The sequence below is a fragment of the Apibacter sp. ESL0404 genome, from assembly GCF_019469245.1.
GTDB lineage: Bacteria > Bacteroidota > Bacteroidia > Flavobacteriales > Weeksellaceae > Apibacter.
Genome location: NZ_CP048267.1, coordinates 1,928,054 through 1,953,503, shown reverse-complemented (window position 1 = coordinate 1,953,503; position 25,450 = coordinate 1,928,054). Strand labels below are relative to the sequence as shown.

Below are 25,450 nucleotides of genomic sequence, written 5' to 3'. Positions count from 1 at the left end.
ATAACTATCATTTTTTATCCATGGAAAGATGGTGACTATAAAAAAAATAAAAATCTATTTATATCTTATTTTTTTTGCGATTATTTCCATTTCATGTTCCGATGAAAAAGGGGATAATTTAGGAGAAAAGAAAACTAACTTTGCTTCCAGGAGAATCTATAATGCTAATATAACTTTAACAGATTCAGTGTATGCAATTATTAGATTAAGGACTCCACTTATGGAAGAATATGAATTTGTAGAGACACCGTATACAGTTTTTCCTAAAGGCTTAGATATGGATTTCTACCAAAAAGGTAAAGAGCCCGGGCATTTGAAAGCAGATTATGCCAAGATAATTGAAAATTCAGGATGGTATGAAGCAAGGAAAAATGTAGTTATTATTAATTCAGATAAAGACACATTAAAAACCAATCAAATTTTTTGGAATAAGAAAGAAAGAAAAATTTTTTCAAACGATACCGTTAAAATCTACAGGGCAGACGGGGTAACTACGAATATTTCTGTTCATGGAATTGAATCTTCAGAAGACTTTAAGAATTTTAAACTGAAAAAAAACACAGGTACTTTGCCCTATGCAAATGATTTAAAAACAGATAGCAAATAAATTTTATTTTGAATAAAAATAATATAAATGTTATTTACAAATAAAATATGAAATTATTAAATAAAGATGTATATTAGTAGCTTCAAAATTTATATTTTTAATAAAAATAGCGAACAATGAAAAAAAAGTATACTGTTTTTCTTTTAATACTTACGCTTTCTGTTTATGCTCAAGAAGGAAAAGTAAAAGAAACTTCTGAAAAAGGAGTTTATTTTGAACAGAATGGGGAAATGATTTTAGTTTATAGGGGATCAAAGGAAGGTAAAGCTAATAGTAGCTATACATTCACTTATGGAAAAGATGGAACATTAGAAGTAAAAGGAAAAGCATCTGCTCCTACATTTAAATCACCCAATGATGTGGTAATAGTTCAAGATGCTGCGGGAAATCGATATTGGAAATTGATTGATGGAACTATTGTAAAAACAGAATTAGCGGGAGAAGTATCAAAATCTGCGGCAGCTAAGGAAGTTTCTGTAATCAGAAAAGAAGAAAATAATGCAGTAGTAAATGAAGTTCCGGTTGAAACAGTAATTAAAGAAGTTCCTATAGAAGTTGTTGAAGAAAAAGTAATTGAAACGCCGGAAACAGTAAATGCTTTACCGGAAAAAGAAATAGAAATAGAAATTGAAGAGGCAGACATAGCTGAAGAAAAACCTGAAGAGGAAACACTAATACCGAAAGCTCAATTTATAAATGAAAAAGATTCAGATGATGTATCTGAGAATGAACAAGCAGAATCTATCGCTATTCCTACTCCATCTGCAACAGAAGAGGTGGAAACAGTACCTAGTTCTTCTAGCATAGTTATAGATGAAAATGAATCAAAAAATATAGAAGAAATTTCAACCCCAACTCCGCAAATTGAAGAAGCAGAAACAGTAGAAATCGAATCTATTCCTAGTCAAGAAGCTAATTCAGAAGTTTCAGTACCATCAGAAGAAAAAATTATTTTAGAAGAAGATGCCCCGGAAGAAGATAAAACTATAATTTCTACTATAGGAGATGATGGAATTGAAGAAATTCAAGTGATAGATGGAGAAGTAGGAGATGTGTCTAATATGTTTGAAAAAAATTATGAAGACATGTCTAGAAAGGAAAAGAAATTATATAAAAAGAATGAAAAAAAATTAATGAAGCAATTAGAAAAAGAACTTAAAAATTAATAGATATAAAATTTAATATAAAAAATGAACCTATTCGGTCTACCACTGAATAGGTTCAATTTTTTTTGAGGTTAAATATTCATTAGTAAGACTAAAAGGTCTTGAACCGAAAAAGCCTCTATGTGCGGATAAAGGAGAGGGGTGTACCGATTTAATTATAAAATGTTTTCGAGTATCTATTAAATTAATTTTCTGTTGTGCATAGCTTCCCCATAAAATAAATACAACATGTTCTTTTTCTTCAGATATTTTATGAATTACAGAATCCGTAAACGTTTCCCATCCTTTTTTTTGGTGAGAACCCGCTTGATGCGCTCGTACCGTTAAAGTAGCATTGAGCAAAAAAACACCCTGTTTTGCCCACGGAGTTAAATCCCCCGACTTTAATTCAATTCCGGTATCATTTTTTAATTCAATAATAATATTCCTTAAAGAAGGCGGATATACTATTCCATTGGGAACGGAAAAACATAATCCCATAGCTTGTCCTTCTCCATGATATGGATCTTGACCCAGTAAAACCACTTTTACTTGATCAAAGGGAGTCAATTCAAAAGCCTTAAAAATATTTTTACCTTTTGGATAGCAAGTATGTTCTTTATATTCTTGCTTAACAAAATTTATTAAAGATGAAAAATAAGGCTTTTCAAATTCAGGCTTTAATAAATTTTTCCATGATTCTTCAATATTTATATTCATTCAGTAAAGGTAAAAATAAATATAAAAATAGTTGGAAATAAGACAAATATTAAGCCGAATAGGTGTTGAAATTTAATGCTTTAATTTTATTTTCTGAAATTAGATCTTGTAAGCATTCATGAATTTTTTCAAAAGAAACATTCCTAAATTCGGCATAAATTTCCTCTCTGCTTCTAGGCTGTTCTTTTATATAAGATAAAATATCTTTCAGATACGATTTTTCTTCAAATTTGGGTTTACAACATACATCACACTTACCGCATATTTGATTGGTTTTTTCACCAAAATATCCAAGGATTAATTTCATCCGGCAATATTTTGAATTTTTGATAAAAAATTCCAACTCTTTATATTTAACTAATTTATTTTGTTGTATAAGTTGAAATTCATTCCAAAAGCTTCCTAAAAGTTTTTGATCGTTTCGTGGTTCTAAAAAGTAAATTTTTTGCTTATTACCATCAACGTAAGAAATATCACCTGATTGGTTATATTTAATGAATTTAGAGTGTAATACAGAAAGAGGAATTAAAAGGCTGTCGGCTAATTTTTTTTCATCAAATTTTATTTGATAAGAAAAAACACCTGTTATTTTTCTGGCAATTTTTTCAAATAAAAAGGAATCATTGCCGTAAAAATTAGTGTCAAGTCTTTCTATAGGAAAGTTAATTTTAAGCAGACTATCTGAAGGCTCATATTTCCATTGAAGAACTGAGCTATTATGAAGAAATTCTAAAATAGGTATAATCTTACTTTTATTAATTTTTGTACGTTGTTGAAATAATTTCAAGTCGAAATCAAAAATTGTATCGGGTAACTCATTAGGAACAATACAAAACATTGAATATAAATAACGGATAACTTTTTCATATTCAGATTTTGAAGATATAGTTTGTATGAGTGATGAGTATATGTCAGAAAGTTCCGCTTCATTCCATAATAAAAATGTATGTGATAAAAGTCCGTCCCTTCCTGCACGACCAACTTCCTGATAATAATTTTCTAATGAATAAGGAGGAGAAAGATGAATGATCACACGAACGTCTTTCTTATCTATACCCATTCCAAAAGCATTAGTTGAAATTAGAATTTGGTTGGTACTTTCCGTCCAATTTTTTTGTCTTTGCATTTTCTCACTAGGAGATAATCCTGCATGAAAAAATTCAACCTCAAATCCCTTTCTTTTTAAAGTTTCAGACAAAGTTTTAGTTTCATTTCGAGTTCTACAATAAATAATTCCCGAACCCTTATATCTATGTAAAATTCTTTCAATTTCCCCAAATTTGTCTCCGGCATTTAAAACTTGTAAAGAAAGATTTTCTCTATTAAATGATCTTTTAAATACCTGAACATTATGTAAATCGAGTTTTTTTATTATTTCAATTAAGACCTTTTCAGTTGCGGTTGCAGTAAGTGCCATGCAAGGAATTTGAATCCCGATATATTCTCTAAACTTTATAATTTGTTGATACGATGGACGAAAATCATTACCCCATTCAGAAATACAATGGGCTTCATCAACTGCGATAAACGAAATTTCAATATCTTTAATGATCTCTAGAAAAGTTTTATTTAACAATCGTTCCGGAGATACATATAATAATTTCAATTCATTATTTCTCAATTTATTAAATACGGAAAGTTGTTGATCTGCTGTTTGATCCGAAGAAATATACTCGGCCGGAATTAATTTCCTTTTTAATGAATACACTTGATCCTTTATAAGAGCCAATAATGGAGAAATAACAATACAAGTGCCTTGAACCAAAAGAGCGGGGACTTGATAGCAAATAGATTTTCCTGCTCCTGTAGGTAAAAGAGCAATAGTATCTTTACTTTCCAATATAGTAAGTATGATCTCTTTTTGAAGAGGTCTGAATTCTTTATATCCCCAGTAAGATTCAAGAATTTTATTTGGTAATGAAAAGTCCATTTAGACTAGAATTTTTATTGGCAAGTAACAAATATATAAAAGAAAAATTTATCCTAATTTGAATTGACTCAATTGTTTGGTGTTGATTTTATGTAAGATAAATTAAAAAAGAATTATATATTTACAGGCAAGATAAACAAGTAATAAAAAAAATACTTAAAAAAAGTGATTTTAACGTAACAAAATTTGTTAAGATAATACAAATTATAGTGAAATAAGTTGTCATGAATAATAAGGTTCTTAAAATAGTTTTATCTGTTGCTTTTATTGCACTTTTATTGTATTGTATATGGTACGTAATTATAACCAATACACGATCTAATGATAAGTTTGAGACAGAGTCTCCGGTTACTATGACTATTCAGCAAAAAGCTGTGGCAACCGGTAAAATTAATCCAAAAGAAAAGATAGAAATCAAACCTAATATTTCCGGGATTATCAAGGAGATTTATATTAAAGAAGGAGATGAAGTAAAAGTAGGACAATTATTGGCTACGATTAAAGTGGTTCCGGTCGTTTCTACAGTAAATACTGCTATGCAGAATATAAATTCAGCAGAAATTAAGTTAAATAATCAAAAAAGAATTTTTGATCGTCAAAAATTATTATATGAGCAAGGAGTAATTTCTAAGCAGGATTATGAAAGTGCTGAAACGGAATATAAAATAGCAAAACAAAATTTAATTCAAGCACAGAAAGATTATGATATTGCTAAAACAGGTATTACTTCAGGATTAGAAGATTTAGCGAGTATTCAAGTTCGTTCTACTGCAAATGGACAGGCACTGGAAGTACCCGTAGAAGTAGGGGATCAGGTGATTGAAGCCAATACATTTAATGCAGGAACAACTATTGCAAGCATTGCCGATGTCAGCAAAATGATATTTGAGGGTAAAGTGGACGAGTCAGATGCAGGGAAAATGCATGAGGGAATGAAATTAAAAATAATAATCGGAGCGCTTCAAGACAAAGATATAAATGGTATTTTAACCTTTATTTCTCCTCAAGGTAAAGAAGAAAACGGGGCTGTTAAATATGAAATTAAAGCAGATATAATTATTCCGGAAGGGGTTTCCATTCGCGCCGGATATAGTGCCAATGCAGAAGTAATATTAAGTGAGAGAAAAAATATTTTAGCAATGAGAGAAGCTTTAATGCAATATGATGGAGAGAGACCTTTCGTTGAAGTACAACAGCCTGATGGAAAATTCAAAAAAGTTTATGTAAAACTAGGATTATCAGACGGTATATTTGTTGAAGTTAAAGGTATTTCACTGAAAGATCAAATTAAAATATGGAATTCTTCAGACGAAGATAAATCATCAAGAAAAAAGTAATTTTGAAAAAATAGTTTAAACAAGCACCTGATGTAAATCAGGTGTTTTTTTATTTTATAAAATCTAATTCAATCTTTATATGATAGTATAAAATCATCAAAACATAAGATTTCTAAAGATATTGCGCAGGGTAATGTTTTTATTATACCATTAAAAATTCTATTTTATTCTTGAGTACTGATATATGTATAATTAAATTTAAAAAGAACCATGTGAAGATTTTTTCAAAAATGGAAATTTAAATTAACGTATTTTTGTACTTATGATTTCTAAAGAGACCATAGATAAGATTTTCTCTACGGCAAGAGTGGAAGAAGTAATATCGGATTTTATAAATCTGAAAAAATCAGGGAGTAATTACAAAGGCTTAAGTCCTTTTGTAGATGAAAAAACGCCGTCATTTATGGTTTCCCCATCCAAACAGATTTGGAAAGATTTTTCATCCGGTAAAGGCGGTAATGTGGTTACCTTTATAATGGAACAAGAACATTATACCTATCCGGAGGCCTTACGCTATCTGGCAAAAAAGTATAATATTGAAATTGAAGAAGACAGTAAAGAACTGTCTGACAGTCAAAAAGAATTACAATTAAATAAAGAAAGCCTATATCAATTATCAGAGGTTGCTAATGAATATTTTCAAAACCAACTTTGGAAAACTGAAGAAGGTAATACCATAGGAATATCTTATTTTAGAGAAAGAAGTATACGGGATGACATTATTAAACAATTCCAATTAGGGTATTCACCGAAAGAGTGGGATTCATTTACACATTTTGCATATGAGAAAGGGTATAAAAAAGAAATATTAGAGCAATCCGGTTTAAGCATTTTTAAAGAAGGATCAGATAAAGGATTCGATCGATTTAGAGAGCGAGTATTATTTCCCATTCATAGTTTTTCGGGAAGAGTATTGGGATTTGGAGGTCGGATATTACAAAATAATGCAAAAACGGCTAAATATGTTAATTCCCCTGAAAGTGAAATCTATCATAAAAGTCAAGTTTTATATGGTTTATTTCATGCGAAATCTTTTATCATTAAAGAAGATAATTGTTATTTGGTGGAAGGATATATGGATGTAATATCCCTTTATCAAAATGGTATTAAAAATGTAGTAGCCTCTTCAGGAACTTCATTAACTGTTGAGCAAATTAGATTAATAAAAAGGTTAACCAACAACATTACTGTTTTATATGATGGGGATCAAGCAGGAATTAAAGCTTCATTCAGAAGCATAGATATGATCCTTGAGCAAGAAATGAATGTTAAAGTATTGCTGTTTCCGGATGGAGAAGATCCGGATAGCTTTGCAAGAAAACATTCTGCCGATGAAATAGAAGCATTTTTTAAAGAAAACAGTAAAGATTTTATTCAATTCAAAACAGATGTTTTATTAAAAGAAACGAACGGCGATCCCATAAAAAAGGCCGGATTAATTAGAGATATAGTTGGGAGTATAGCCTTAATAAAAAATCTTATTCAAAAAGAGATTTATGTAAAAGAATGTTCAAGAATATTGGATATCTCGGAGCAAGTTCTGTTTAGTGAATTGGCTCAATTAACACAACAAAATATACATTCTAGAGATCGGAATACAAGAAAACAAGTTGCTTTACAACCTGTAACTACATCTCAACAAGAAGAAATTGATTTTACCTATAAAATTGAAGAAGATATTTTAGAATTAATGCTATCCTATGGAGACCATGAAATTTTAATAAACTATGTGGAAGAAGAAGAACCCTATAAAACTACTGTAATAGAAGAAATTGTTCACCGCTTAAAAGAAGATGATTTACAATTTACCGTAGATTTTTACAATAGAATTTATTTGGAAATCATGGAAGGTATTGAAAACAATCAATTGAGAACCGGAGAATATTTTGTTAAATCTAAAGAAGTCGACATCACCGAATTTGCCGTTGGAAAATTATTAAAAAAATACTCAATAAGCAATAATTGGGAACTCAAAGAAATATATGTTCCAACATTGGAGCAAAATCTTGCAAAAAACACAAAAGATGTAATACTTAAATACAAAGCGATAAGAATAGCGGAAATGAATAAAAATTTAGCTAAAGAATTAAGTTCGGGGAATATATCAGAAGAAAGAAGATTAGAAATTTTTAATCAGATTATAACTTTAGATAAGCTTCTAAAACAAATACATAAGCTGGAAAATCGGGTAATTTAAAAAAAGATATTTAGGTTAATTTAAAATTCGATATATTTGCTTACATAAAGTAAACTAAAAAGCAAACTATGGGTATTAGTGCATTTTTTAGATTATTTCAACCAAAAGATAAGGTTTTCTATACTTTATTCGAACAAGTTGTTGATAATCTGGCTGCCATGTCCAAGGATATGGTAGAAGGAATGAAATCACAAGAAACTATAACAGAAGCATTTTATAAAAAAATGGAAGATTATGAACATGCTAATGATAAGTTGTCTCACCATATTTTTATAGAATTAGGTAAAAATTTCATTACCCCTTTTGATCGAGAAGATATACATCAGTTAACTTCTGCACTTGATGATATTGCTGATATCTTGTTCGCATCCTGTAAATACATATTACTGTACAAATCTCCGTATATTCCGGCATATTTTACTTTTGCAAATCTGATACATGACTGTGTATTAGAGCTGCAAAAAGCAATCTATAATCTAAGAAACTTTAAGAAACCCAAAGAGGTATTGGCTTCATGTGTAGAAATCAATAGAATTGAAAATGTTGCCGATGACTTTTTTAGTAAAGAAATTGGAGATTTATTTGAAAGCAAAAGAGATGTATTAGATATTATAAAACTGAAAAATGTATTAGAATATTTAGAAGATGTCACAGACAAATGTGAAGATTCAGCAAATATTATAGAATCTATTTTAGTTAAATATTCATAACCTTTTTTCATGACTCTACTTATAACCATCGTCATATTAGCATTAATATTTGATTATATTAATGGTTTTCACGATTCGGCAAATTCAATAGCCACGATTGTATCGACAAAAGTATTAACGCCATTCCAGGCAGTTTTGTGGGCAGCATTTTTTAATTTTGTTGCCTATTTTGTTTCATTATATATCGTAGGTGAATTTAAAATAGGAAATACGATAGCTAAGTCTGTTCATGAGAATTTTATTACTCTCGAAGTTATCTTTTCAGGACTGGTAGCTGCAATCATATGGAATTTATTTACTTGGTGGGCGGGTATTCCTTCTTCTTCATCCCATACATTAATAGGAGGATTTATAGGAGCGGCTGTTGCTCATGTTGGCGGTTTCAGTAAAGCAGGAGAAACAGTAGTCAATTATCCCGTAGTTATCCCAATTATTTTATTTATTTTCATAGCACCGATAATTGGAATGATCGTCTCATCCATCATTACACTCATAATAATGAATATTTGTAGAAATGCCAATCCTTACAAAGCAGATAAATGGTTTAAAAAATTACAATTAGTGTCTTCTGCAGCTTTTAGTATAGGTCATGGAGGTAATGATGCTCAAAAAGTAATGGGAATTATTGGTGCAGCCTTTATCTTCTATGAAGTGAATATTGCCCATTCTGCAGAATATGTTAATCTAACGACAGCCGAAAGATTTCAGCATTTTACAACCGATTATTGGTGGGTGCCTATAAGCAGTTTTATAGCAATTGCTTTAGGAACTATGTCAGGAGGATGGAAAATTATTAAAACAATGGGAACTCGTATTACGAAAGTAACTCCATTAGAGGGGGTAACAGCAGAGATATCCGGTGCAATTACTTTATTCCTTAGTGAACATTGGGGGATTCCGGTAAGTACAACCCATACTATAACAGGTTCAATAATTGGAGTAGGATTGGTTAAAAGGGTATCTGCCGTACGCTGGGGAATTACCATTAAATTATTGTGGGCATGGGTTCTAACTATTCCGGTAAGTGCAGTATTAGCAATGATCGTTTATTCTATAGTTAAACTCTTTATGTAATACTAATAATCCTATCTTTTAGACGAAAAAAAATTTTTTAACAATAAAGAACATTCATCTTTTAAAACTCCCGATACGTATTCCGTTTGAGGATGAAGAGATAAGCCTTTAGACTGAAAGCCTCTTTTTTCATCTGATGCCCCTACAACAACTCTGCTTATTTGAGACCAATATAAAGCTCCGGCGCACATAGTACAAGGCTCTAAGGTAACATACAAAGTACAATTAGTAAGATATTTTGCACCCAGTAAATTACTGGCAGCGGTAATAGCTTGCATTTCGGCATGAGCCGTAACATCAACTAATAGTTCAGTTAAATTATACGATTTAGCTAAAATTTTGTTATTACTTACTATAATGGCACCCACCGGGACTTCATCCTTATACATAGCTTCTTTAGCTTGTTGTAAGGCTATTTTCATATAGTATTCATCGGTAAACATGATCAATTATAAAATTTTTAATCAGCTGTTTAAATCATTATTGTTAGTAGAAGAATTTAAAATATGACCGCAATGTTTACAGTATATAGCATCCGCTTCATTATTTATGGTATTACAAAAATTACACTTTTTACTGTTTAATTGATTTTTTTTATGTCTGGTATATTCAGCAGATAACAAACCTGCCGGAACGGAAATAATAGAATATCCTAAAATCATAATTCCCGATGCAATAATTTTCCCTAAGACCGTTACAGGAGCTACGTCTCCATAACCAACAGTTGTCAAAGTAACTACGGCCCAATACATCGATTGAGGAATACTGGAAAAACTTTCTCGATTTCTTCCTCCTTCAATTACATACATTAAAGATCCTAAGATTAACGTAGTAATTATAATGAAATATAAGAATACAAAAATTTTACGTTTACTTCGTCGTAAGGAAATTAAAAGAGAATTACTTTCATCAATATAAGTTCCCATTTTAAAAATCCTGAAGATTCGCAAAAGCCTTAGTATACGTATGATGGCTAAATAATGCGATTGAACGAAAAAAATACTTAAATAGGTTGGAATGATGGATAACAAATCAATAATTCCATAAAAGCTGGTCGAATATTTTTTTGCCTTTTTGGTACTGGATATTCTTAAAATATATTCTACGGTAAAAGAAATAGTAACCCACCAATCCAGTATATAAAGCCAAAATCCGATTTTTGAACTAATGCCCGGTACACTTTCCAACATAATAATTAGAGTGCTTAAAGTGATGAAAAAGAGAAGAATGATGTCAAATATTTTACCTTTTACCGTATCAGATTCAAAAATAATGTCGTGAAGTTCAGCCTTCCAAATGGCAGTGCCTTTTTTACATTCCGGTGTCTTACCTATAAAAAATAATTTTATTTCTTTTACAATTTTTTTCACAACTAAATTATTAATAGTAAAAAAATTATCTTATTATTAATTAATATGATAACAAAGATAAAAATAAAATTAATTATACTTAAAATGAATACCCTGAATTGTTCATTTAGTAGCGAATTTGTTTATATTTTAAAGAATTTATATAAAAACATGTATAGGTTGAAGATTAATTTTATATATTTGTAAAATAAAGATAAATTAAATTAACAAACAATAAAGTTTTTTACCATGAAAGAGAAATTTTATATAGATGAAACTGATAAGAAAATTTTACAATTTTTATCTATTAATACCAGAATGCCTTTTACCGAGATTGCAAAAAAAATGGATGTATCCGCCGGGACAATACACGTAAGAGTTAAAAAGATGGAAGATGTAGGAGTTATAAAAGGAACATGTTTAAATATTGATTATAATATTTTAGGTTATAGTTTTATAGCTTATGTTGGGATTTTATTAACCAAATCAAGCAAAACTCAAAGTGTATTAGAAAAATTAGCAGCAATACCAAACGTAACAACCGCTAATGTAATTTCAGGTAAATACAATATTTATTGTAAAATCAGCGCAAAAGATGCTGAAGATGCAAAAAATGTTATTTATAAAATAGATGATATTGATGACGTATTAAGAACAGAAAGTATGATTTCTTTAGAAGAAAGCATCAATGATCAAAACCGATTAATGGATGCTTTGTTTAAATAAAAATAATGCTTCCTGAAGAAAAAGAAATTTATTTTAAAGTAGCAATTTCTGTATCTTTGGTTTTATTTGGGTTTGATGGGGAAATGCTGCGTATTTTATTAAGTAATGATACAAAAAATGGACCTTTTCAAGGAGCTCCGCGACTTCCCTCAGTTTATGTGAAAGCCCATGAGGGCATTGATTCAAATGTAGAAAAATTATTATTCTTACATACACAAAAAGACCACATATTTGTTGAACAACTAAAAGCTTTTGCAAAAGTTTTTAGAAATCCACTAGGAAGGGTAGTAAACATTGCTTACTACGCAACGGTAAAATTAGATGAAGAACTATTGCAATACACTAAAGAAAGAGGTGAAGAATGGGTTGAATACTCAAAAATCCCGGACTTAGCATTTGATCATAATGAAATCATTGATTATGCAAAAGAACGATTGAAACGCAGAGTTAAAAGAAGACCCATAGGTTTTTATCTATTACCGGAACATTTTACCATTTCGCAATTACAAAAGTTGTATGAAACCGCATTAAACCGAGAAATGGATAAAAGGAATTTTAGAAAAAAAATTGTTAATTCTCAATTGATTTTAGAAACAGGTTTAACGGATAATTCCTCGTCAAGAAAATCAGCAAAATTGTATAAATTTGATGAAGAAAAATATCAGAAACTTAGCTTAAAAGGATACGATTTTTTATTTTAAAATTATCAAAAATACTTCATAAATTAGATGAACAGGAGGAATATTATTCCTCCTGTATTTTTTATATACCATCATAAATGTTGTATATTTACTTAAGTTACTAAATAATACTATATGAGTAGTGATGAAGAAATTTTCGGAAAGCGCCCAAAAGAATATTTTGAAGTAAAAGAAAAAAAATCAATACCTTTTATTCTTTCATGTATTTACATGGGCTTTATGGGCTTTATACCTATCTTTCTCGGTATTCTTGGCTTTATGAAAATTTATTTTCCCGGTGCTCCCGCTTGGTTTTTTATTCTAAATATTATTTTAGGAATAGTAATGATTATCGGATCGATCAGTACCTATTATTTTAAAAAATGGGGAGTTTTTCTTTTCGGTTTGACCTTATTTGTAGATATTTTATTTCATTTATCGTTAGGATTTGAAGAGCTTGATGCAATTAACGGCTTATATTTATTTATAGGTTTTGCTTTAGTTCCCATAATACCTCGATGGAAATTTTTTAACTAAATGATAAGATCATACAAAATATCGAAAAATTAAAATATCCCATAGGTACTTTTAAAATTCCTGAAAACATATCTAAAGAAGATATAACTTTATGGATTACTCAATTAAAATCTTTTCCGGAAAGATTAAAACAAGCAGTACTTCCACTATAAGACACGCAGTTAGATACGCCTTACAGATCGGGTGGGTGGACTATAAGACAGCTAATGAGCAAGTAATCGCTTTATTTACATGGCATGGAAATTATCATTTAGCCCATATAACAAATTCAATTGATTTATAGCTATATAGTTCTAATACTCAGTAATCATTTAAATTAGTTATAATTGTAATATATAATTTTTTTCTGTATATATACGAAAATCTTAAATGATCCAAAGGTCATAACCGGCTGAAATTAAACTATGCAGATATTCGAATAAATAAAAAAGCCATAAAATACTGAGAATTTTTTTAATAGCTAAATTAAAATAATAAAGACTTAGTTAACATCGCCGGTTGATATAATTAATCATTAAACGTTACTTTTGTATTTCAATCATTGCCAAATAAAAAATGTATGAGAATAGATATTATAAGTGCGGTGCCCAAATTACTAAAAAGTCCTTTAGAAGAATCAATTATGAAAAGGGCGCAAGACAAAGGATTAGTACAACTATATTTCCATGATTTAAGAGAATATGGACAGGGAAATTATAGGCAGATTGATGATACACAATATGGAGGAGGTGCAGGAATGGTTTTAATGATTGAACCGATTGATAAATGTATTTCCCAACTATTATCCCAAAGATCATACGACGAAATTATCTATATGACTCCTGATGGCGATACTTTAAATCAGAAAACCTGCAATACACTTTCACTAAAAGAAAATATAATTATACTTTGTGGGCATTATAAAGGTGTAGATCAAAGAGTACGTGATTTATATATTACCCGTGAAATATCTATTGGTGATTATGTACTAAGCGGAGGAGAATTAGGAGCTTGTGTACTGGTTGATGCCATAGTCAGGCTGATACCCGGGGTTTTAAGTGATGAGACATCTGCCTTATACGATTCATTTCAAGATAATTTACTTGCACCTCCGGTTTATACCCGTCCGGAAGAATATAAAAATTTGAAAGTTCCGGATATACTCTTGAGTGGTAATTTTGCAAAGATAGATGAATGGAGACAGGAAATGTCTTACAAACATACACAAGAGAGAAGACCCGATTTACTAAATGAAAATTAATACCACTATTAATTAAAAATTATGGATGAAATAATTAATAAAGTCGAAAAAAGCGGACTCATTACTCTAGATTTAGAAGATTTTTATCCTAAAGAACCCAGGATGCTATTTGATTTAAAAGACTATTTATATGAAGGTTTAGTTTTAAGAGAAAAAGAGTTTCGTGAAAATCTTTCAAAATTGGATTGGAAAATGTATGAAAATGCTTATGTAGCAGTAACTTGTACATCTGATGCAATTGTGCCTTCCTGGTCATATCTATTAATTGCTAATTATTTAACAGGTGTGGCAAAGTTAATATCATTCGGCACTTTAGAGGATTTGGAAAGAGACATATTTACAGAAATTATAGATAAAATGGACGTGGATAATTATAATGATAAAAAAATTATTATTAAAGGCTGCTCACGCAAACCCGTTCCACAAAATGCTTATTTACAACTTATACAAAAACTTAAGCCTATAGCTTCTTCCTTAATGTTTGGAGAAGCTTGTAGTACAGTTCCTATTTTCAAAAAGAAAAAATTATAATTTAAAATTTCAAAAAATTACTGACTGGAATAAAAAATTGTTAATAATTTTTAGTTATTTAACTGTTTCATTCATTAGTATTTGGCTGTGAAATTATTAACTTATAAAAAGTTTTTTGAAAAAATAAAATTTAAAAAACTGAAGCTAATAATTCAACGATTATTTTTTCTCTAACTTATTTTTTATTCGGTTAGCTTCTTTAATGAATTCATATAAATGTTCAGATTCTCCATTTTCCAGATAAGATTTAAATTCAGTCAACTTTTCCAAATAAGTAGTAAGAATAGGTAAAATATATTTGGAATTTTGTTCAAAAATAGGAAGCCACATATTAACGGAACTTTTAGCCAGTCGAACAGTAGAAGCAAACCCACCGGATGCTAAATTGAATATGGCAGCATCATCTTTTTCTTTTTCAAGAACGGAAACGGCCAAAGCATAGGAAATAGCATGAGAAAGATGTGAAACATACCCCACATGTTCATCATGAGATTCCGCATCCATAAGAATAAGCCGCGATCCCAAATGATAATAAACTTGAGAAACCAGATGAACTGCTTTTTGATGTGATTCATTGGAGTTGCATAGGATAGCAGCCCGATCTTTAAATAACCCATGAAAGGCAGCAGATGGACCACTATATTCCGTTCCTGCCATGGGATGAGAAGGGACAAATGATTTTCTGTTTGGATGATTTTTAACCTTTTCAATCAAAGAAGATTTAGTACTTCCCACATCCATAAGTACCGAATCGTCAGGGAGAATATCCAATAGATGAGGTAGAAGTTTAATGCTTACATCGACCGGAGTGGATAGAATGGTTAATTCGGAAGAACGTATTGCCTCGTCCATCGGCATAATTTCATCGACAATGGATAATTCCAAGGCTTCTTTTTCATGAAGTTTAGACTTATCGGTCCCTATAACTTTTGAAGCAAATCCGCTTTTTTTAAGATCCAGAGCTATAGAACCTCCAATCAAACCTAATCCGATGACACTTATAGTTTTTGACATATAAAGATTCAAAGATAAAAAAAATCGGTTCTTAAAAAAAGAAACCGATTGGGTATTTTAAAAGTATGTTAAGAACGGCTTATACTGTCATGATCTCTTTCTCTTTAACGGAAAGATGTTCTTCTGCTAATTTAACATATTTATCAGTCAACGATTGTATTTGCTCTTCACCATTTTTCTTTTCATCTTCTGAAGCACTCTCTATCTTTTTTATATCGGCATTTGCTTCTTGTCTGGCTTTTCGAATGCCAACCTTAGAATTTTCGCATTCTGCTTTTGCTTGTTTTACTAAGTCTTTTCTTCTTTCTTCTGTTAACGGAGGAATGTTAATAATAATATTTTCCCCGTTATTATTTGGAGTAAAGCCTAAATTGGATTGAAAAATAGCTTTTTCAATAGCGCCCAAAGTAGATTTTTCCCAAGGCTGTATACTTAAAGTCATTCCATCGGGAACGGAAATATTGGCAACTTGAGATAAAGGAGTAGGAGTTCCATAATATTCCACTAAAATGTTTTGAAGCATGAGTGGGTTAGCCCGCCCTGCTCGTATTTTATTAAAAGCTGACTCTAAATGTTTTAGAGAGGATTCCATGCTTTCCTTAGTCGTATCTATAATTAAATTTATTTCTTCCATAATTTTCAGATAAGTTGCCTTGCAAATATAAACTATTAATTAATTAAATAGAAACTAAAGTTCCTACTTCTTTACCTTCAATAATTTTTCTTAAATTCCCTTCTTTGTTCATATCAAATACAATGATAGGAAGCGCATTTTCTTGACTCAACGTAAAAGCAGTCATATCCATAATTTTAAGTCCTTTTTTATAAACTTCATCAAAAGAAATACTGTTGAATTTTACTGCATTTTTATTTTTTTCCGGGTCTGTATCATAAATACCGTCCACTCGAGTCCCTTTTAAGATAACTTCTGCGTTAATTTCGATAGCTTTTAATGTAGCGGCTGTATCAGTGGTAAAATAAGGGTTTCCGGTTCCTGCACCAAAAATTACAACTCTTCCTTTTTCCAAATGTCTGTCGGCTCTTCTCTTAATAAAAGGTTCAGCAATTTGATCCATTTTTATGGAAGTTTGCAAACGGGTATGTACTCCCATTGCCTCCAAAGAACTTTGTAAAGCCATTCCATTAATAACCGTGGCAAGCATTCCCATATAGTCGCCTTGAACCCTGTCAATACCGGTAGCAACTCCCGCAACTCCTCTGAATATGTTTCCGCCTCCTATAACAATTGCTATTTCTACTCCCATTTCAGAAATTTCTTTTATCTGTTTAGAGTAACTTTGAAGAATTTCAGAGCTTATTCCATATTGTTGATTTCCCATTAAAGCTTCTCCACTTAACTTTAAAAGTATTCTTTTATATTTCATGATTAACTAGGGTATATTTATTATTTTTTGACAATGAATTCGAAAAGGATAGTAATGCTATATACTTAAATAGAAGAGTTAAAAAAAAGTAAATAGTTACAGAAAGTACTATAAATAGTAATAAAATCATTTATGTTAAATTTCTGTATGCAAATATAATAAGGAATTTTTTAAAAAATGTAACTGCTTTTTATTTTTCCCTTAATGTGCTGTTCTCACTTCCATTTAAGAATTAAACATATTTTACGATTTATGAATTCATTAAAAATGTTTTCAAATCGGAAAAATTATTTTCAAGAGGCGTAGCCGAACTTATTTTATGATCCAACTCTTTTACTTGTTCAGGTATAATAATTTTATTTTTTAAGTTTTCAGGATATACATCCATAAATTTACAAGGATGAGCAGTAGATAAAAATATGGTGAAATCTTGTGGATGATTATACTTCTTTGCAGCTAAATAAGCAACTGCAGTATGAGGACAAGCGATATAGTTGTATTTTTCATATAATTCGTTAATACCGTTCATCGTTTCTGAATCAGTAAATGAATAAGCAGATATAAGATTACGCAAGGAATCTAAGCTTTCATTAAATAAATCGGTAATTCGTACCCAATTACTAGGATTTCCTACATCCATGGCATTAGATAAAGTTTGTATGGATGGTTTAGGCTCATAAGAACCCTTTTGTAAATATACGGGAACAGTATCATTTACATTAGTAGCTGCAACAAAATGTTTTACAGGGAGACCTGATTTATAGGCTAGTAACCCGGCACCAATATTACCAAAATTTCCACTGGGAACTACAAAAACTATATCTTTCTTATTCTTTTTGACTGCTTGAGCATAAGCATAAAGGTAATAGAAAGTTTGCGGCAATAACCTTGAAATGTTAATGGAATTAGCCGAAGTTAATCGTAATTTTGAATTAAGTTCAGCATCATTAAAAGCCATTTTAACTAAAGCCTGACAGTCATCAAAAGTTCCATTTACCTCCAAGGCTCTAATGTTTTGACCGTTTGTAGTCAATTGTTTTCTTTGTATTTCACTGATTTTACCTTTCGGGTATAATATAGTTACCCGAGTACCTTCAACCCCTAAAAAACCTAAAGCGACAGCACCTCCTGTATCTCCTGAAGTAGCCACCAGAATATCCAACGTTTTATCGTTTTTATCGGATAAATAAGCCATAAGTCGACTCATAAAACGAGCTCCAAAGTCTTTAAATGCTAACGAGGGACCGTGAAATAATTCCAATACAGCCAAATTTTCTTCTAATGATACCAATGGGGCATCAAAACTAATCGTTTCCTTTATAATTTTTTCCAAGTCTTTTTTAGGGATATCTTCTCCAATAAAAGAATAGGCAATTTCTAAAGCCATTTCCAGAAAAGAATAATCCGTAATATTCTGAATAAAACATTCCGATAATTTTGGGATATGCCAAGGCATATACAATCCTTTATCAGAAGGAAAGCTGGTAAATACGGCTTCTTTAAAAGAAACGGAAAGATTTTTATTATTTGTGCTATATAGTTTCATGATAGAGTAGATTATATGGCTGAATTATGAAAGTACAGTTGCTCCTTTACAATTTATAGGAGAGGAATAACCATTGCTTTCTATTTCGTGATTTTTAAGATGTTCTTTAAGCTTTGCAGTAATTGTTTTTGCTGTTTCAATTCCTTTGGTAAAAGCAACTACTGAAGGTCCGGAACCTGAAATACCGAAACCTAAGGCCCCGCATTCCATAGCAATTCTTCTCATGGCTTCAAATTCGGGTATAAGAATGGAACGGGTAGGTTCAATTAATTGGTCTTGTAAACTTCTGGACAACAAGTCGTAATCATCTGTAAATAAGCCCGTTATCAATCCGGCAATATTTCCCCATTGGGAAACGGCGTCTTTTAGTTCAACTTTATTCTTTAAAATTTGTCTGGCTGCGCGAGTCTGAACCTCTACATGAGGAAAAATAATGGAACAACAAAGTTCCGTAGGCACGGGAAGGTTAATTACTTCCAATGGTTGATAGCTTCTAATTAAAGTTATCCCGCCCATTAATGAAGGGGTAACATTATCGGCATGGCCATGCCCGCAAGCCAGTTCTTCACCCTTTAAGGCAAAAGGCAACAATTCTTTTTTAGATAATGGTTCTCCTAAAAGGTGGTTAATAGCAAACAGACCCGCTATTGTACTTGCAGCACTAGAGCCCAGACCGCTACCGATAGGCATTTTTTTATGAAGTTCTATTTCAATTCCGTAATTTTTTTTACCTAAAAAATCGAGAATCATTTTTACACATGCACTCACCGTATTCTTATCCGGATGGGTAGGTAAAAGTCCTTGATCTCCGGTTATCTTAGTAATTCTTATTCCGGGTTCATCCACGCGTTTTAAAAAAACTTCATCTCCCGGCTCATTCAACGCTAATCCTAAAATATCATATCCACAAATAAAATTAGCTGAAGTCGCCGGAGCAAATACATGCACACTATCTTTTTCTTTCATCGAAATTTGAAAACGTTCAATTTTTAGTGAGACAAATGTAAGCTAATTATATTTGATTTCAAAAGACTAACTTTTTTAAACTATAGGTGTATCAGGTTTATAATTCTATAAGATTTAATACTTTTCTTAAATATTACGATGCGATTAAATTGTACTTTTTTTTTAAAAATTTTATATGTCTTATTTTACAATAAGCCTATACCTAAATTAAAAAAATAGTTTTCAACCTAAAATCTAATAGATATCTAGATTTTATAAAACATTAATTAGCTCCTACATTAATAAGATCAGCAAAAACCCCCGCTGCGGTAACTTCAGCACCTGCTCCCGGACCTTTTATTACCAATGGATTAAATTTGTATCGCTCTGTTGTAAATGAGATAATATTATCACTTCCCGTTAAATTGTAAAAAGGATGATAAGCATCCACGAATTCCAAATTTACGGAAGCCTTTCCATCTTCCAACTTTCCGATATATCGTAAGACTTTATTTTCATTTTCAGCCTTTTCTTTCAGCTCGTTGAAATAAGAATCAGATTTTTTTAATTCTTCATAAAAGTCATCAATCGAGGGAGCTTTGAAACAGCTTTCAGGAAGGATAGCTCCTAACTCAACATCTTTTTCTTCAATTTGATATCCGGCATCACGCGCGAGAATCATCATTTTACGCATAAAATCTTTCCCGCTCAAATCTTCTCGAGGATCCGGCTCCGTATAGCCTAATTCATGGGCTTTTTTAACAACCTCATAAAAGGACGTATTGCCTCTAAAATTGTTGAATATATAAGAAATAGTACCGCTTAAAATAGCTTCAATTTTGATGATTCTGTCCCCGCTGGTCATTAGATCTTTTAAAGTTCGTATGATAGGCAATCCGGCTCCTACATTCGTTTCATAAAAGAAATCGACGCCTCTTCTTCTGGCAGTATCTTTTAAATCTTTATAATCTTTATATGAAGAGGAATTAGCTATTTTATTACAGGTAACTACCGAAACGTTAGATTCGAAAAGTTCTTTATAATACGTTCCGGTTATTGGACTTGCAGTATTATCCACAAAAATACAGTTGGAAAGATTTAACAACTTTATTTTTTGGATGAATTCATCCAAATTAGAGGTTTCTCCCTTATTTATTTTTTCTTGCCATTGGGTTAGATCAATGCCTTCTTCATCAATAATCATTTTTCTGGAATTAGCTATTCCGTTTATCTTTACTTCAATACCATTGTTTTCACGTAAAAAATCACTTTGAGCATCGATTTGTCGCAGCAAGGTTGCCCCGATATTTCCTGTACCTACACTAAATACATGAAGTGTTTTGGTTAGTTGAGTGAAAAAAGCATCATGAACAGCATTCAGAGCTTTCGATATATTTTTCCGTTTTATTATTACCGAAATATTGTATTCGGATGATCCTTGTGCAATAGCATGTATGTTAATTCCATTACGACCTAAAGCCTGAAAAAGCTTGCCCGAAATCCCAGGGGTTTGTTTCATGTTTTCACCAACTATGGCTAATACACATAAATTTTCTTCAATGATTGGCGGATTTAATTTATTGGTTTCCAGTTCCAACTCAAATTCACTGTTGAAAAGCTGTTTTGCTTTATGAACATCCTTGGGCTCAATGGCAAATGTAATGCTGTGTTCGGAAGACGATTGGGTAATAAGGATTACATTAATATGTTCGCGTGCTAATAAAGAAAAAAGTTTGCCGCTGAAGCCAATCTTGCCAATCATTCCGCTTCCTGTAATATTGATCAGGCTGATTTCATCTATGGAAGAAATACCCCGAATCGGGTATGCATTTTTATGAGTATGTTCTTCAATCCTTGTTCCTTTAAAAGAAGGATTAAAGGTGTTTTTCAATACAATAGGTATTTTTTTTCGAAAAGCCGGAATCATGGCAGGAGGATAGATAACTTTCGCTCCAAAATAAGATAATTCCATAGCTTCCGTATAGGAAAGTTCAGATAATGAAAAAGCCTTTTTTACGACACGAGGATCTGCGGTTAGCATACCGTCTACATCAGACCAAAGCTCAATTTCTTCTGCATCTAAGGCGGCAGCTATTATGGCCGCCGTATAATCACTGCCTCCTCTTCCTAATGTTGTAATTCGATTGTTTTCATTGGAGGCTATAAAACCTGTAAAAAACAGGATTTGATGTGAATGCTCTTTGTAAAATTCTTGCAATAAATGTTCAGTAACGGGAGTATGTACTCGGGCATTTCCAAAATTGTTGTCTGTTTTTATAAGGTTTGAAGTATCTACATATATACTCTCTGAAAAATATTGTTTGGCTATTTGACTCAATAAAAAAGTGGAGCATTTTTCTCCATAACTTAAAATAAGATCTTTGCTTTGAAAACTGAGTTCCCTCAAGCTATAGACTCCTTGCAAAAGATCTTCGATCTCGTTTATAAAAATCTTAATCTGAGTAAATGCTGGATTTTGATTTTTAACCGTAATCATTTCTTTAATAACCGTAAAATGTCTTTGTTCAATTTCAATAAGACCTTTTTTAAAATCCTTTCCCTCAGAGGCAATTTGTGCTAGTTCCGTTAAAATATTGGTAACTCCGCTCATGGCAGATGATACTACTATAAATTTTTCGCCTGAAGCATATTTGTTCTGCAGAATATTAAGTACATTTTGTATACTTTGACCGGAACCGACAGATGATCCTCCAAATTTTACTATTTTCATACGATTACTATCAATTGGTTACAATTTTAGTGAAATTTTATAGGATTAAAAAATATTACTTGAAAATGCATTTAAATATTTTTTATAGAATAAAAGTATATTCAGATAAGTTGTTAAAACTTTGAATTAAAATATGCATAATTTAAGATCAGTTATTTTATATAATTTTTAATAAAAAATTAATTTTGATTTAACAGAAGTATTACAGCTCAAGATTGTTAATTATATATAAATACATTATATATAAAGATATAAACCATATTAAATAAAAAATAAGTTTTTATTTATTTTTGTGTGGAAAATAAAAGCTTATTAGAGAAAAATATGAATTGGATCTTGTTAATTATCGGCGGTTTGTTTGAAGTCGGATTTACCTTTAGTTTAGGGCAAGCAAAAAATTCTCAAGGAAATGCCGTATACTATTGGTATATCAGTTTTTTAATTTGTATGATTTCGAGCATGTTATTGTTGATTAAGGCTTCTCAAACCCTTCCGTTAGGTACAGCTTATGCAGTATGGACCGGTGTAGGAGCAGTGGGCACAGTATTGTTAGGAATATTTGTTTTTAAAGAACCGGCAACCTTTTGGAGAATATTTTTTATAATTACTCTGGTTAGCTCCATAGTAGGCCTTAAATTTGTATCTAATCACTAAAAGCAATTGATTAATTGTTTATAATAATTTACAAAAGAATTTATTTAAAATTTTTATACATAATTAAAAACGATTTAATCTACTAAATTTTATAAAACAAAAAAAGCAATTAACTTTAAATTAGTTAATTGCTATTTATTTTGATGCATATGAAGGGAGTTGAATCCTATAATTAATTATAATTTGATTATTATTAAATATATTTATATAAAATGTATAAATCTAAATAGGTGTAAAATAATCTAATTAAATACTTTATAATCTTGCAAATATCATGCATATTCTTGCTTTTATATTAGCGTAATTTTAAATCATAAAACCTTGGCTAATAGTTAATTTCTCTATCGAAGCAAATCTAAAAAAGAAACAGGAGTAATTACACTTCATTTAATTCATAAGAACGAAAATGAAATTGACCTATTTTATTAATACAGGTTATATTTCACATAGGAAATTTTGGTTTAAAAGTGATGGTAAACAACATGATTTGCCTTATGATAAACTTGCAGAAGCAAAAAAAGAGAAAGAGAATTTAGGTAAATTAGAAAACCATATTATTGAAATATTCAATCTAGATAATAATGATGGTATTGAAATAAGTAAAGATTGGATAAAGTAAAAAATAGATATTTTCTTTAAGAGAAAACCAGAGAATTAAAATGAAATTAGCCAATATGATATATCAGAGAAGTATTATAAATTAGGAAAATTAGTATATTTATATGAAAATTAAAACCTGTTATAAATGAAGAAAGTTCTTGCATTTATAAGTATATGTTATCTTATATCAGGTATAATAGGGGTAATTATCTGGAATATTCCGAAGTCACAAAGTACTGTCAATCCCATTCAGTTACTATTCACATTATTATTAATGATTACTCCTGCTTTAGTAGCATTTAAAGTAGAAAAAAGGAAATTTTTGGTAACATCAGAAAAATTTCAATTAAATTTTAAAAATATTAACTGGAAACAAACTTTTAAATATCTGCTGATAACCAATTTGTTACTTCCGGTTTTAGTGATGTTTTATGGGTATTTATTTGGGAATGTATTAGAAATTGAACCCTTTGGAAAACTAATTACAAGTTATCGACAATTAAGTCCAGAAATTTTACAAAAAATACCATCTATATTAAAAATCGACTATTTATTATTCCTATTGGTTCCACTAATGTTCATCGCAAGTTTAATGTCCTCAATATCTATAAATGGTTTCATTGCTTTGGGGGAGGAAATTGGTTGGAGAGGCTTTTTAGAGAAAAATTTAAATTTTTCTTTTTTTAAAAAAAATATAATAATCGGGATCATTTGGGGAGCATGGCACACACCCATAATAATATCTGGACATAATTATCCTAACCACCCTTATTGGGGGATTCTTATGATGGTTTTATTATGTATTGCTATGTCATTCTACTTTTCTTTTGCCTTAAAAAAGAACACAAAGCCTATTTGTCATTGGCGCTTTACACGGAGGGATTAATGCTATTGAACAAACGTTAGCTTTTATACAGATTGATTATAATGATTTATTTGGCCCTATTGGATTATTAATGTTTTTCTCAGTATTAACAGTATTTTTAATAGATTTTACTTTAAGTAAAAAAACAAATGAACCATTACATTTTATTTCATAAATTTATAATAAGAACATCCCTTTTAAATTTTTTTTAAAAATAATAAATGAAAATCCTGTAAATTGTTGAATAAAAAAGATTATGGAAGCTATCTTTTTAGCAACCATAGAGCTTTATAAGATCATTGTTGAAGAACAGTTTATAAATAAATTTTCTCAAAACAGTATTTATACATTATTAAAATACCTGTCAAGAATGATTACAAGTTGTACTCCTATTAAAATATCTGCCGGAGTTAGTTTAGGTATATTTTCAAATGATAAGAATCGAAACATACTAAATAGGTTGAAACTATTTAAAAATCATGTTTAATTGAACATGAACGAACAATTTACAATTATTTAGGAAATAAATAAACAGCCTCTAAACAGGCAATTGTTCAAATATGATCTTTTTACATCCATAAGCGAATATTCTTATAAAAAGACGTTAAAATATTTTGAATATGTTTACAAAGATGGTATTAGAAATCATTCTTAGTGTTATATAATCGTGCAATAGTCTTGCAAATTCTATAAAATAAAAAAGCAATTAACCTTTATTCAGTTAATTGCTTTTTATTTTTGTACGGATGAAGGGAATCGAACCCCCACGCCTCACGGCACTAGATCCTAAGTCTAGCGTGTCTACCAGTTCCACCACATCCGCTTACTGGTTTTGGACTGCAAATATACATTTATTTTATAAAACGGAAAATAATATTTTAATTATTTTTTGAGATTTTAATTAATACATTGATTCAATATAATTTA

General features: G+C 30.5%; 26 protein-coding genes and 1 tRNA gene. 16 read left to right on the top strand and 11 right to left on the bottom strand.

Going from position 1 to position 25,450, the window contains the following annotated elements; genetic code table 11:
- The first annotated feature begins 28 nt into the window (after positions 1-28).
- Complete coding sequence (gene lptC / locus GYM72_RS08330) at positions 29-607, top strand: LPS export ABC transporter periplasmic protein LptC (RefSeq protein WP_220264073.1); 579 nt, start codon at positions 29-31, stop codon at positions 605-607.
- Positions 608-723: 116 nt separating this feature from the next.
- Positions 724-1,773 (top strand): hypothetical protein, encoded by a 1,050-nt coding sequence (locus GYM72_RS08325; RefSeq protein ID WP_220264072.1) that lies wholly within the window; start codon positions 724-726, stop codon positions 1,771-1,773.
- A 39-nt stretch (positions 1,774-1,812) separates the two neighbouring features.
- Here the strand turns inward: GYM72_RS08325 and GYM72_RS08320 are convergent, their stop codons facing one another.
- Together GYM72_RS08320 and GYM72_RS08315 are read right to left on the bottom strand one after the other, a co-directional pair.
- The gene (locus GYM72_RS08320) at positions 1,813-2,472 is read right to left on the bottom strand and encodes a uracil-DNA glycosylase (RefSeq protein WP_160556937.1); all 660 of its coding nucleotides are present in this window, start codon (positions 2,470-2,472) and stop codon (positions 1,813-1,815) included.
- A gap of 49 nt (positions 2,473-2,521) precedes the next feature.
- A complete protein-coding gene (locus GYM72_RS08315) occupies positions 2,522-4,402 on the bottom strand; it encodes an ATP-dependent DNA helicase RecQ (RefSeq protein ID WP_220264071.1) in 1,881 nt (626 codons plus the stop codon).
- A gap of 224 nt (positions 4,403-4,626) precedes the next feature.
- On the opposite strand from GYM72_RS08315, the gene GYM72_RS08310 reads away from it, so the two are divergent.
- The 4 genes from GYM72_RS08310 to GYM72_RS08295 all read left to right on the top strand — a co-directional run bounded on the left by GYM72_RS08310 (position 4,627) and on the right by GYM72_RS08295 (position 9,720).
- Complete coding sequence (locus tag GYM72_RS08310; protein WP_220264070.1) at positions 4,627-5,739, top strand: efflux RND transporter periplasmic adaptor subunit; 1,113 nt, start codon at positions 4,627-4,629, stop codon at positions 5,737-5,739.
- Positions 5,740-6,001: 262 nt separating this feature from the next.
- Complete coding sequence (dnaG, locus tag GYM72_RS08305; RefSeq protein WP_220264069.1) at positions 6,002-7,936, top strand: DNA primase; 1,935 nt, start codon at positions 6,002-6,004, stop codon at positions 7,934-7,936.
- 68 nt (positions 7,937-8,004) lie between these two features.
- Positions 8,005-8,646 (top strand): DUF47 domain-containing protein, encoded by a 642-nt coding sequence (locus GYM72_RS08300; protein ID WP_105296771.1) that lies wholly within the window; start codon positions 8,005-8,007, stop codon positions 8,644-8,646.
- A 9-nt stretch (positions 8,647-8,655) separates the two neighbouring features.
- On the top strand, positions 8,656-9,720 hold the full coding sequence (locus GYM72_RS08295) for an inorganic phosphate transporter (protein ID WP_160556941.1): 1,065 nt from the start codon (positions 8,656-8,658) through the stop codon (positions 9,718-9,720).
- 11 nt (positions 9,721-9,731) lie between these two features.
- On the opposite strand, the gene GYM72_RS08290 is transcribed toward GYM72_RS08295, so the two are convergent.
- Together GYM72_RS08290 and GYM72_RS08285 are read right to left on the bottom strand one after the other, a co-directional pair.
- Positions 9,732-10,163: a nucleoside deaminase gene (locus tag GYM72_RS08290; protein WP_160541712.1), complete on the bottom strand. Its 432-nt coding sequence runs from the start codon at positions 10,161-10,163 to the stop codon at positions 9,732-9,734.
- 21 nt (positions 10,164-10,184) lie between these two features.
- On the bottom strand, positions 10,185-11,090 hold the full coding sequence (locus tag GYM72_RS08285; protein ID WP_255571491.1) for an ion transporter: 906 nt from the start codon (positions 11,088-11,090) through the stop codon (positions 10,185-10,187).
- Between the two features lie 228 nt (positions 11,091-11,318).
- Here GYM72_RS08285 and GYM72_RS08280 point away from each other — a divergent pair, with 228 nt between their 5' ends.
- The 6 genes from GYM72_RS08280 to GYM72_RS08255 all read left to right on the top strand — a co-directional run bounded on the left by GYM72_RS08280 (position 11,319) and on the right by GYM72_RS08255 (position 14,783).
- Positions 11,319-11,795 carry an Lrp/AsnC family transcriptional regulator gene (locus GYM72_RS08280; RefSeq protein ID WP_105296768.1) on the top strand — a complete coding sequence of 159 codons (477 nt, stop codon included), beginning with the start codon at positions 11,319-11,321 and terminating at the stop codon, positions 11,793-11,795.
- Positions 11,796-11,800: 5 nt separating this feature from the next.
- Entirely contained in the window at positions 11,801-12,496 is a 696-nt protein-coding gene (locus tag GYM72_RS08275) for an NUDIX hydrolase (protein ID WP_160541713.1), read from the top strand.
- Positions 12,497-12,610: 114 nt separating this feature from the next.
- A complete protein-coding gene (locus GYM72_RS08270) occupies positions 12,611-13,012 on the top strand; it encodes a hypothetical protein (RefSeq protein ID WP_160568918.1) in 402 nt (133 codons plus the stop codon).
- 91 nt (positions 13,013-13,103) lie between these two features.
- On the top strand, positions 13,104-13,295 hold the full coding sequence (locus GYM72_RS08265) for a hypothetical protein (RefSeq protein ID WP_220264068.1): 192 nt from the start codon (positions 13,104-13,106) through the stop codon (positions 13,293-13,295).
- A gap of 276 nt (positions 13,296-13,571) precedes the next feature.
- Positions 13,572-14,252 carry a tRNA (guanosine(37)-N1)-methyltransferase TrmD gene (gene trmD, locus GYM72_RS08260; RefSeq protein ID WP_220264067.1) on the top strand — a complete coding sequence of 227 codons (681 nt, stop codon included), beginning with the start codon at positions 13,572-13,574 and terminating at the stop codon, positions 14,250-14,252.
- A 21-nt stretch (positions 14,253-14,273) separates the two neighbouring features.
- Positions 14,274-14,783, top strand: coding sequence for a DUF2480 family protein (locus GYM72_RS08255; protein WP_220264066.1), 510 nt, complete (start codon positions 14,274-14,276; stop codon positions 14,781-14,783).
- 159 nt (positions 14,784-14,942) lie between these two features.
- Here GYM72_RS08255 and GYM72_RS08250 read toward each other — a convergent pair whose 3' ends face one another.
- The 6 genes from GYM72_RS08250 to thrA form a co-directional block, all read right to left on the bottom strand.
- Positions 14,943-15,797 (bottom strand): prephenate dehydrogenase, encoded by an 855-nt coding sequence (locus GYM72_RS08250; protein ID WP_220264065.1) that lies wholly within the window; start codon positions 15,795-15,797, stop codon positions 14,943-14,945.
- Between the two features lie 79 nt (positions 15,798-15,876).
- Entirely contained in the window at positions 15,877-16,431 is a 555-nt protein-coding gene (gene frr, locus GYM72_RS08245) for a ribosome recycling factor (protein ID WP_160541719.1), read from the bottom strand.
- A gap of 43 nt (positions 16,432-16,474) precedes the next feature.
- Positions 16,475-17,182 (bottom strand): UMP kinase, encoded by a 708-nt coding sequence (gene pyrH / locus GYM72_RS08240; protein ID WP_105296761.1) that lies wholly within the window; start codon positions 17,180-17,182, stop codon positions 16,475-16,477.
- A 250-nt stretch (positions 17,183-17,432) separates the two neighbouring features.
- Positions 17,433-18,728 (bottom strand): threonine synthase, encoded by a 1,296-nt coding sequence (gene thrC / locus GYM72_RS08235; protein WP_220264064.1) that lies wholly within the window; start codon positions 18,726-18,728, stop codon positions 17,433-17,435.
- Between the two features lie 24 nt (positions 18,729-18,752).
- Entirely contained in the window at positions 18,753-19,694 is a 942-nt protein-coding gene (locus tag GYM72_RS08230; RefSeq protein ID WP_220264063.1) for a homoserine kinase, read from the bottom strand.
- A gap of 262 nt (positions 19,695-19,956) precedes the next feature.
- Positions 19,957-22,404, bottom strand: a complete 2,448-nt coding sequence (gene thrA, locus GYM72_RS08225) for a bifunctional aspartate kinase/homoserine dehydrogenase I (protein WP_220264062.1) — start codon at positions 22,402-22,404, stop codon at positions 19,957-19,959.
- Positions 22,405-22,728: 324 nt separating this feature from the next.
- Between thrA and GYM72_RS08220 the strand changes: the two genes are divergently transcribed.
- The 4 genes from GYM72_RS08220 (at position 22,729) to GYM72_RS08205 (ending at position 25,010) form a co-directional block, all read left to right on the top strand.
- Positions 22,729-23,058: a multidrug efflux SMR transporter gene (locus GYM72_RS08220; RefSeq protein WP_160541723.1), complete on the top strand. Its 330-nt coding sequence runs from the start codon at positions 22,729-22,731 to the stop codon at positions 23,056-23,058.
- Positions 23,059-23,464: 406 nt separating this feature from the next.
- Positions 23,465-23,677, top strand: a complete 213-nt coding sequence (locus tag GYM72_RS08215) for a hypothetical protein (RefSeq protein WP_160568931.1) — start codon at positions 23,465-23,467, stop codon at positions 23,675-23,677.
- Between the two features lie 126 nt (positions 23,678-23,803).
- Positions 23,804-24,544, top strand: coding sequence for a type II CAAX prenyl endopeptidase Rce1 family protein (locus tag GYM72_RS08210; RefSeq protein WP_220264061.1), 741 nt, complete (start codon positions 23,804-23,806; stop codon positions 24,542-24,544).
- A 235-nt stretch (positions 24,545-24,779) separates the two neighbouring features.
- Entirely contained in the window at positions 24,780-25,010 is a 231-nt protein-coding gene (locus tag GYM72_RS08205; protein WP_220264060.1) for a lantibiotic dehydratase family protein, read from the top strand.
- Between the two features lie 254 nt (positions 25,011-25,264).
- On the opposite strand, the gene GYM72_RS08200 is transcribed toward GYM72_RS08205, so the two are convergent.
- Positions 25,265-25,346: transfer RNA gene (locus tag GYM72_RS08200), tRNA-Leu, on the bottom strand.
- Positions 25,347-25,450 lie beyond the last annotated feature (104 nt).

Bases quoted from the DNA above. Each gene is read 5' to 3' on its own strand.
- GYM72_RS08205 (WP_220264060.1), top strand. From the start codon at position 24,780: ATGGAAGCTATCTTTTTAGCAACCATAGAGCTTTATAAGATCATTGTT.
- GYM72_RS08265 (WP_220264068.1), top strand. From the start codon at position 13,104: ATGGATTACTCAATTAAAATCTTTTCCGGAAAGATTAAAACAAGCAGT.
- dnaG (WP_220264069.1), top strand. From the start codon at position 6,002: ATGATTTCTAAAGAGACCATAGATAAGATTTTCTCTACGGCAAGAGTG.
- frr (WP_160541719.1), bottom strand. From the start codon at position 16,431: ATGGAAGAAATAAATTTAATTATAGATACGACTAAGGAAAGCATGGAA.
- trmD (WP_220264067.1), top strand. From the start codon at position 13,572: ATGAGAATAGATATTATAAGTGCGGTGCCCAAATTACTAAAAAGTCCT.
- GYM72_RS08295 (WP_160556941.1), top strand. From the start codon at position 8,656: ATGACTCTACTTATAACCATCGTCATATTAGCATTAATATTTGATTAT.
- GYM72_RS08250 (WP_220264065.1), bottom strand. From the start codon at position 15,797: ATGTCAAAAACTATAAGTGTCATCGGATTAGGTTTGATTGGAGGTTCT.
- GYM72_RS08320 (WP_160556937.1), bottom strand. From the start codon at position 2,472: ATGAATATAAATATTGAAGAATCATGGAAAAATTTATTAAAGCCTGAA.
- GYM72_RS08280 (WP_105296768.1), top strand. From the start codon at position 11,319: ATGAAAGAGAAATTTTATATAGATGAAACTGATAAGAAAATTTTACAA.
- GYM72_RS08215 (WP_160568931.1), top strand. From the start codon at position 23,465: ATGAAATTGACCTATTTTATTAATACAGGTTATATTTCACATAGGAAA.
- GYM72_RS08210 (WP_220264061.1), top strand. From the start codon at position 23,804: ATGAAGAAAGTTCTTGCATTTATAAGTATATGTTATCTTATATCAGGT.
- GYM72_RS08315 (WP_220264071.1), bottom strand. From the start codon at position 4,402: ATGGACTTTTCATTACCAAATAAAATTCTTGAATCTTACTGGGGATAT.
- GYM72_RS08220 (WP_160541723.1), top strand. From the start codon at position 22,729: ATGAATTGGATCTTGTTAATTATCGGCGGTTTGTTTGAAGTCGGATTT.
- GYM72_RS08300 (WP_105296771.1), top strand. From the start codon at position 8,005: ATGGGTATTAGTGCATTTTTTAGATTATTTCAACCAAAAGATAAGGTT.
- GYM72_RS08270 (WP_160568918.1), top strand. From the start codon at position 12,611: ATGAGTAGTGATGAAGAAATTTTCGGAAAGCGCCCAAAAGAATATTTT.
- GYM72_RS08255 (WP_220264066.1), top strand. From the start codon at position 14,274: ATGGATGAAATAATTAATAAAGTCGAAAAAAGCGGACTCATTACTCTA.
- GYM72_RS08275 (WP_160541713.1), top strand. From the start codon at position 11,801: ATGCTTCCTGAAGAAAAAGAAATTTATTTTAAAGTAGCAATTTCTGTA.
- pyrH (WP_105296761.1), bottom strand. From the start codon at position 17,182: ATGAAATATAAAAGAATACTTTTAAAGTTAAGTGGAGAAGCTTTAATG.
- GYM72_RS08290 (WP_160541712.1), bottom strand. From the start codon at position 10,163: ATGTTTACCGATGAATACTATATGAAAATAGCCTTACAACAAGCTAAA.
- lptC (WP_220264073.1), top strand. From the start codon at position 29: ATGGTGACTATAAAAAAAATAAAAATCTATTTATATCTTATTTTTTTT.
- thrC (WP_220264064.1), bottom strand. From the start codon at position 18,728: ATGAAACTATATAGCACAAATAATAAAAATCTTTCCGTTTCTTTTAAA.
- thrA (WP_220264062.1), bottom strand. From the start codon at position 22,404: ATGAAAATAGTAAAATTTGGAGGATCATCTGTCGGTTCCGGTCAAAGT.
- GYM72_RS08325 (WP_220264072.1), top strand. From the start codon at position 724: ATGAAAAAAAAGTATACTGTTTTTCTTTTAATACTTACGCTTTCTGTT.
- GYM72_RS08310 (WP_220264070.1), top strand. From the start codon at position 4,627: ATGAATAATAAGGTTCTTAAAATAGTTTTATCTGTTGCTTTTATTGCA.
- GYM72_RS08230 (WP_220264063.1), bottom strand. From the start codon at position 19,694: ATGAAAGAAAAAGATAGTGTGCATGTATTTGCTCCGGCGACTTCAGCT.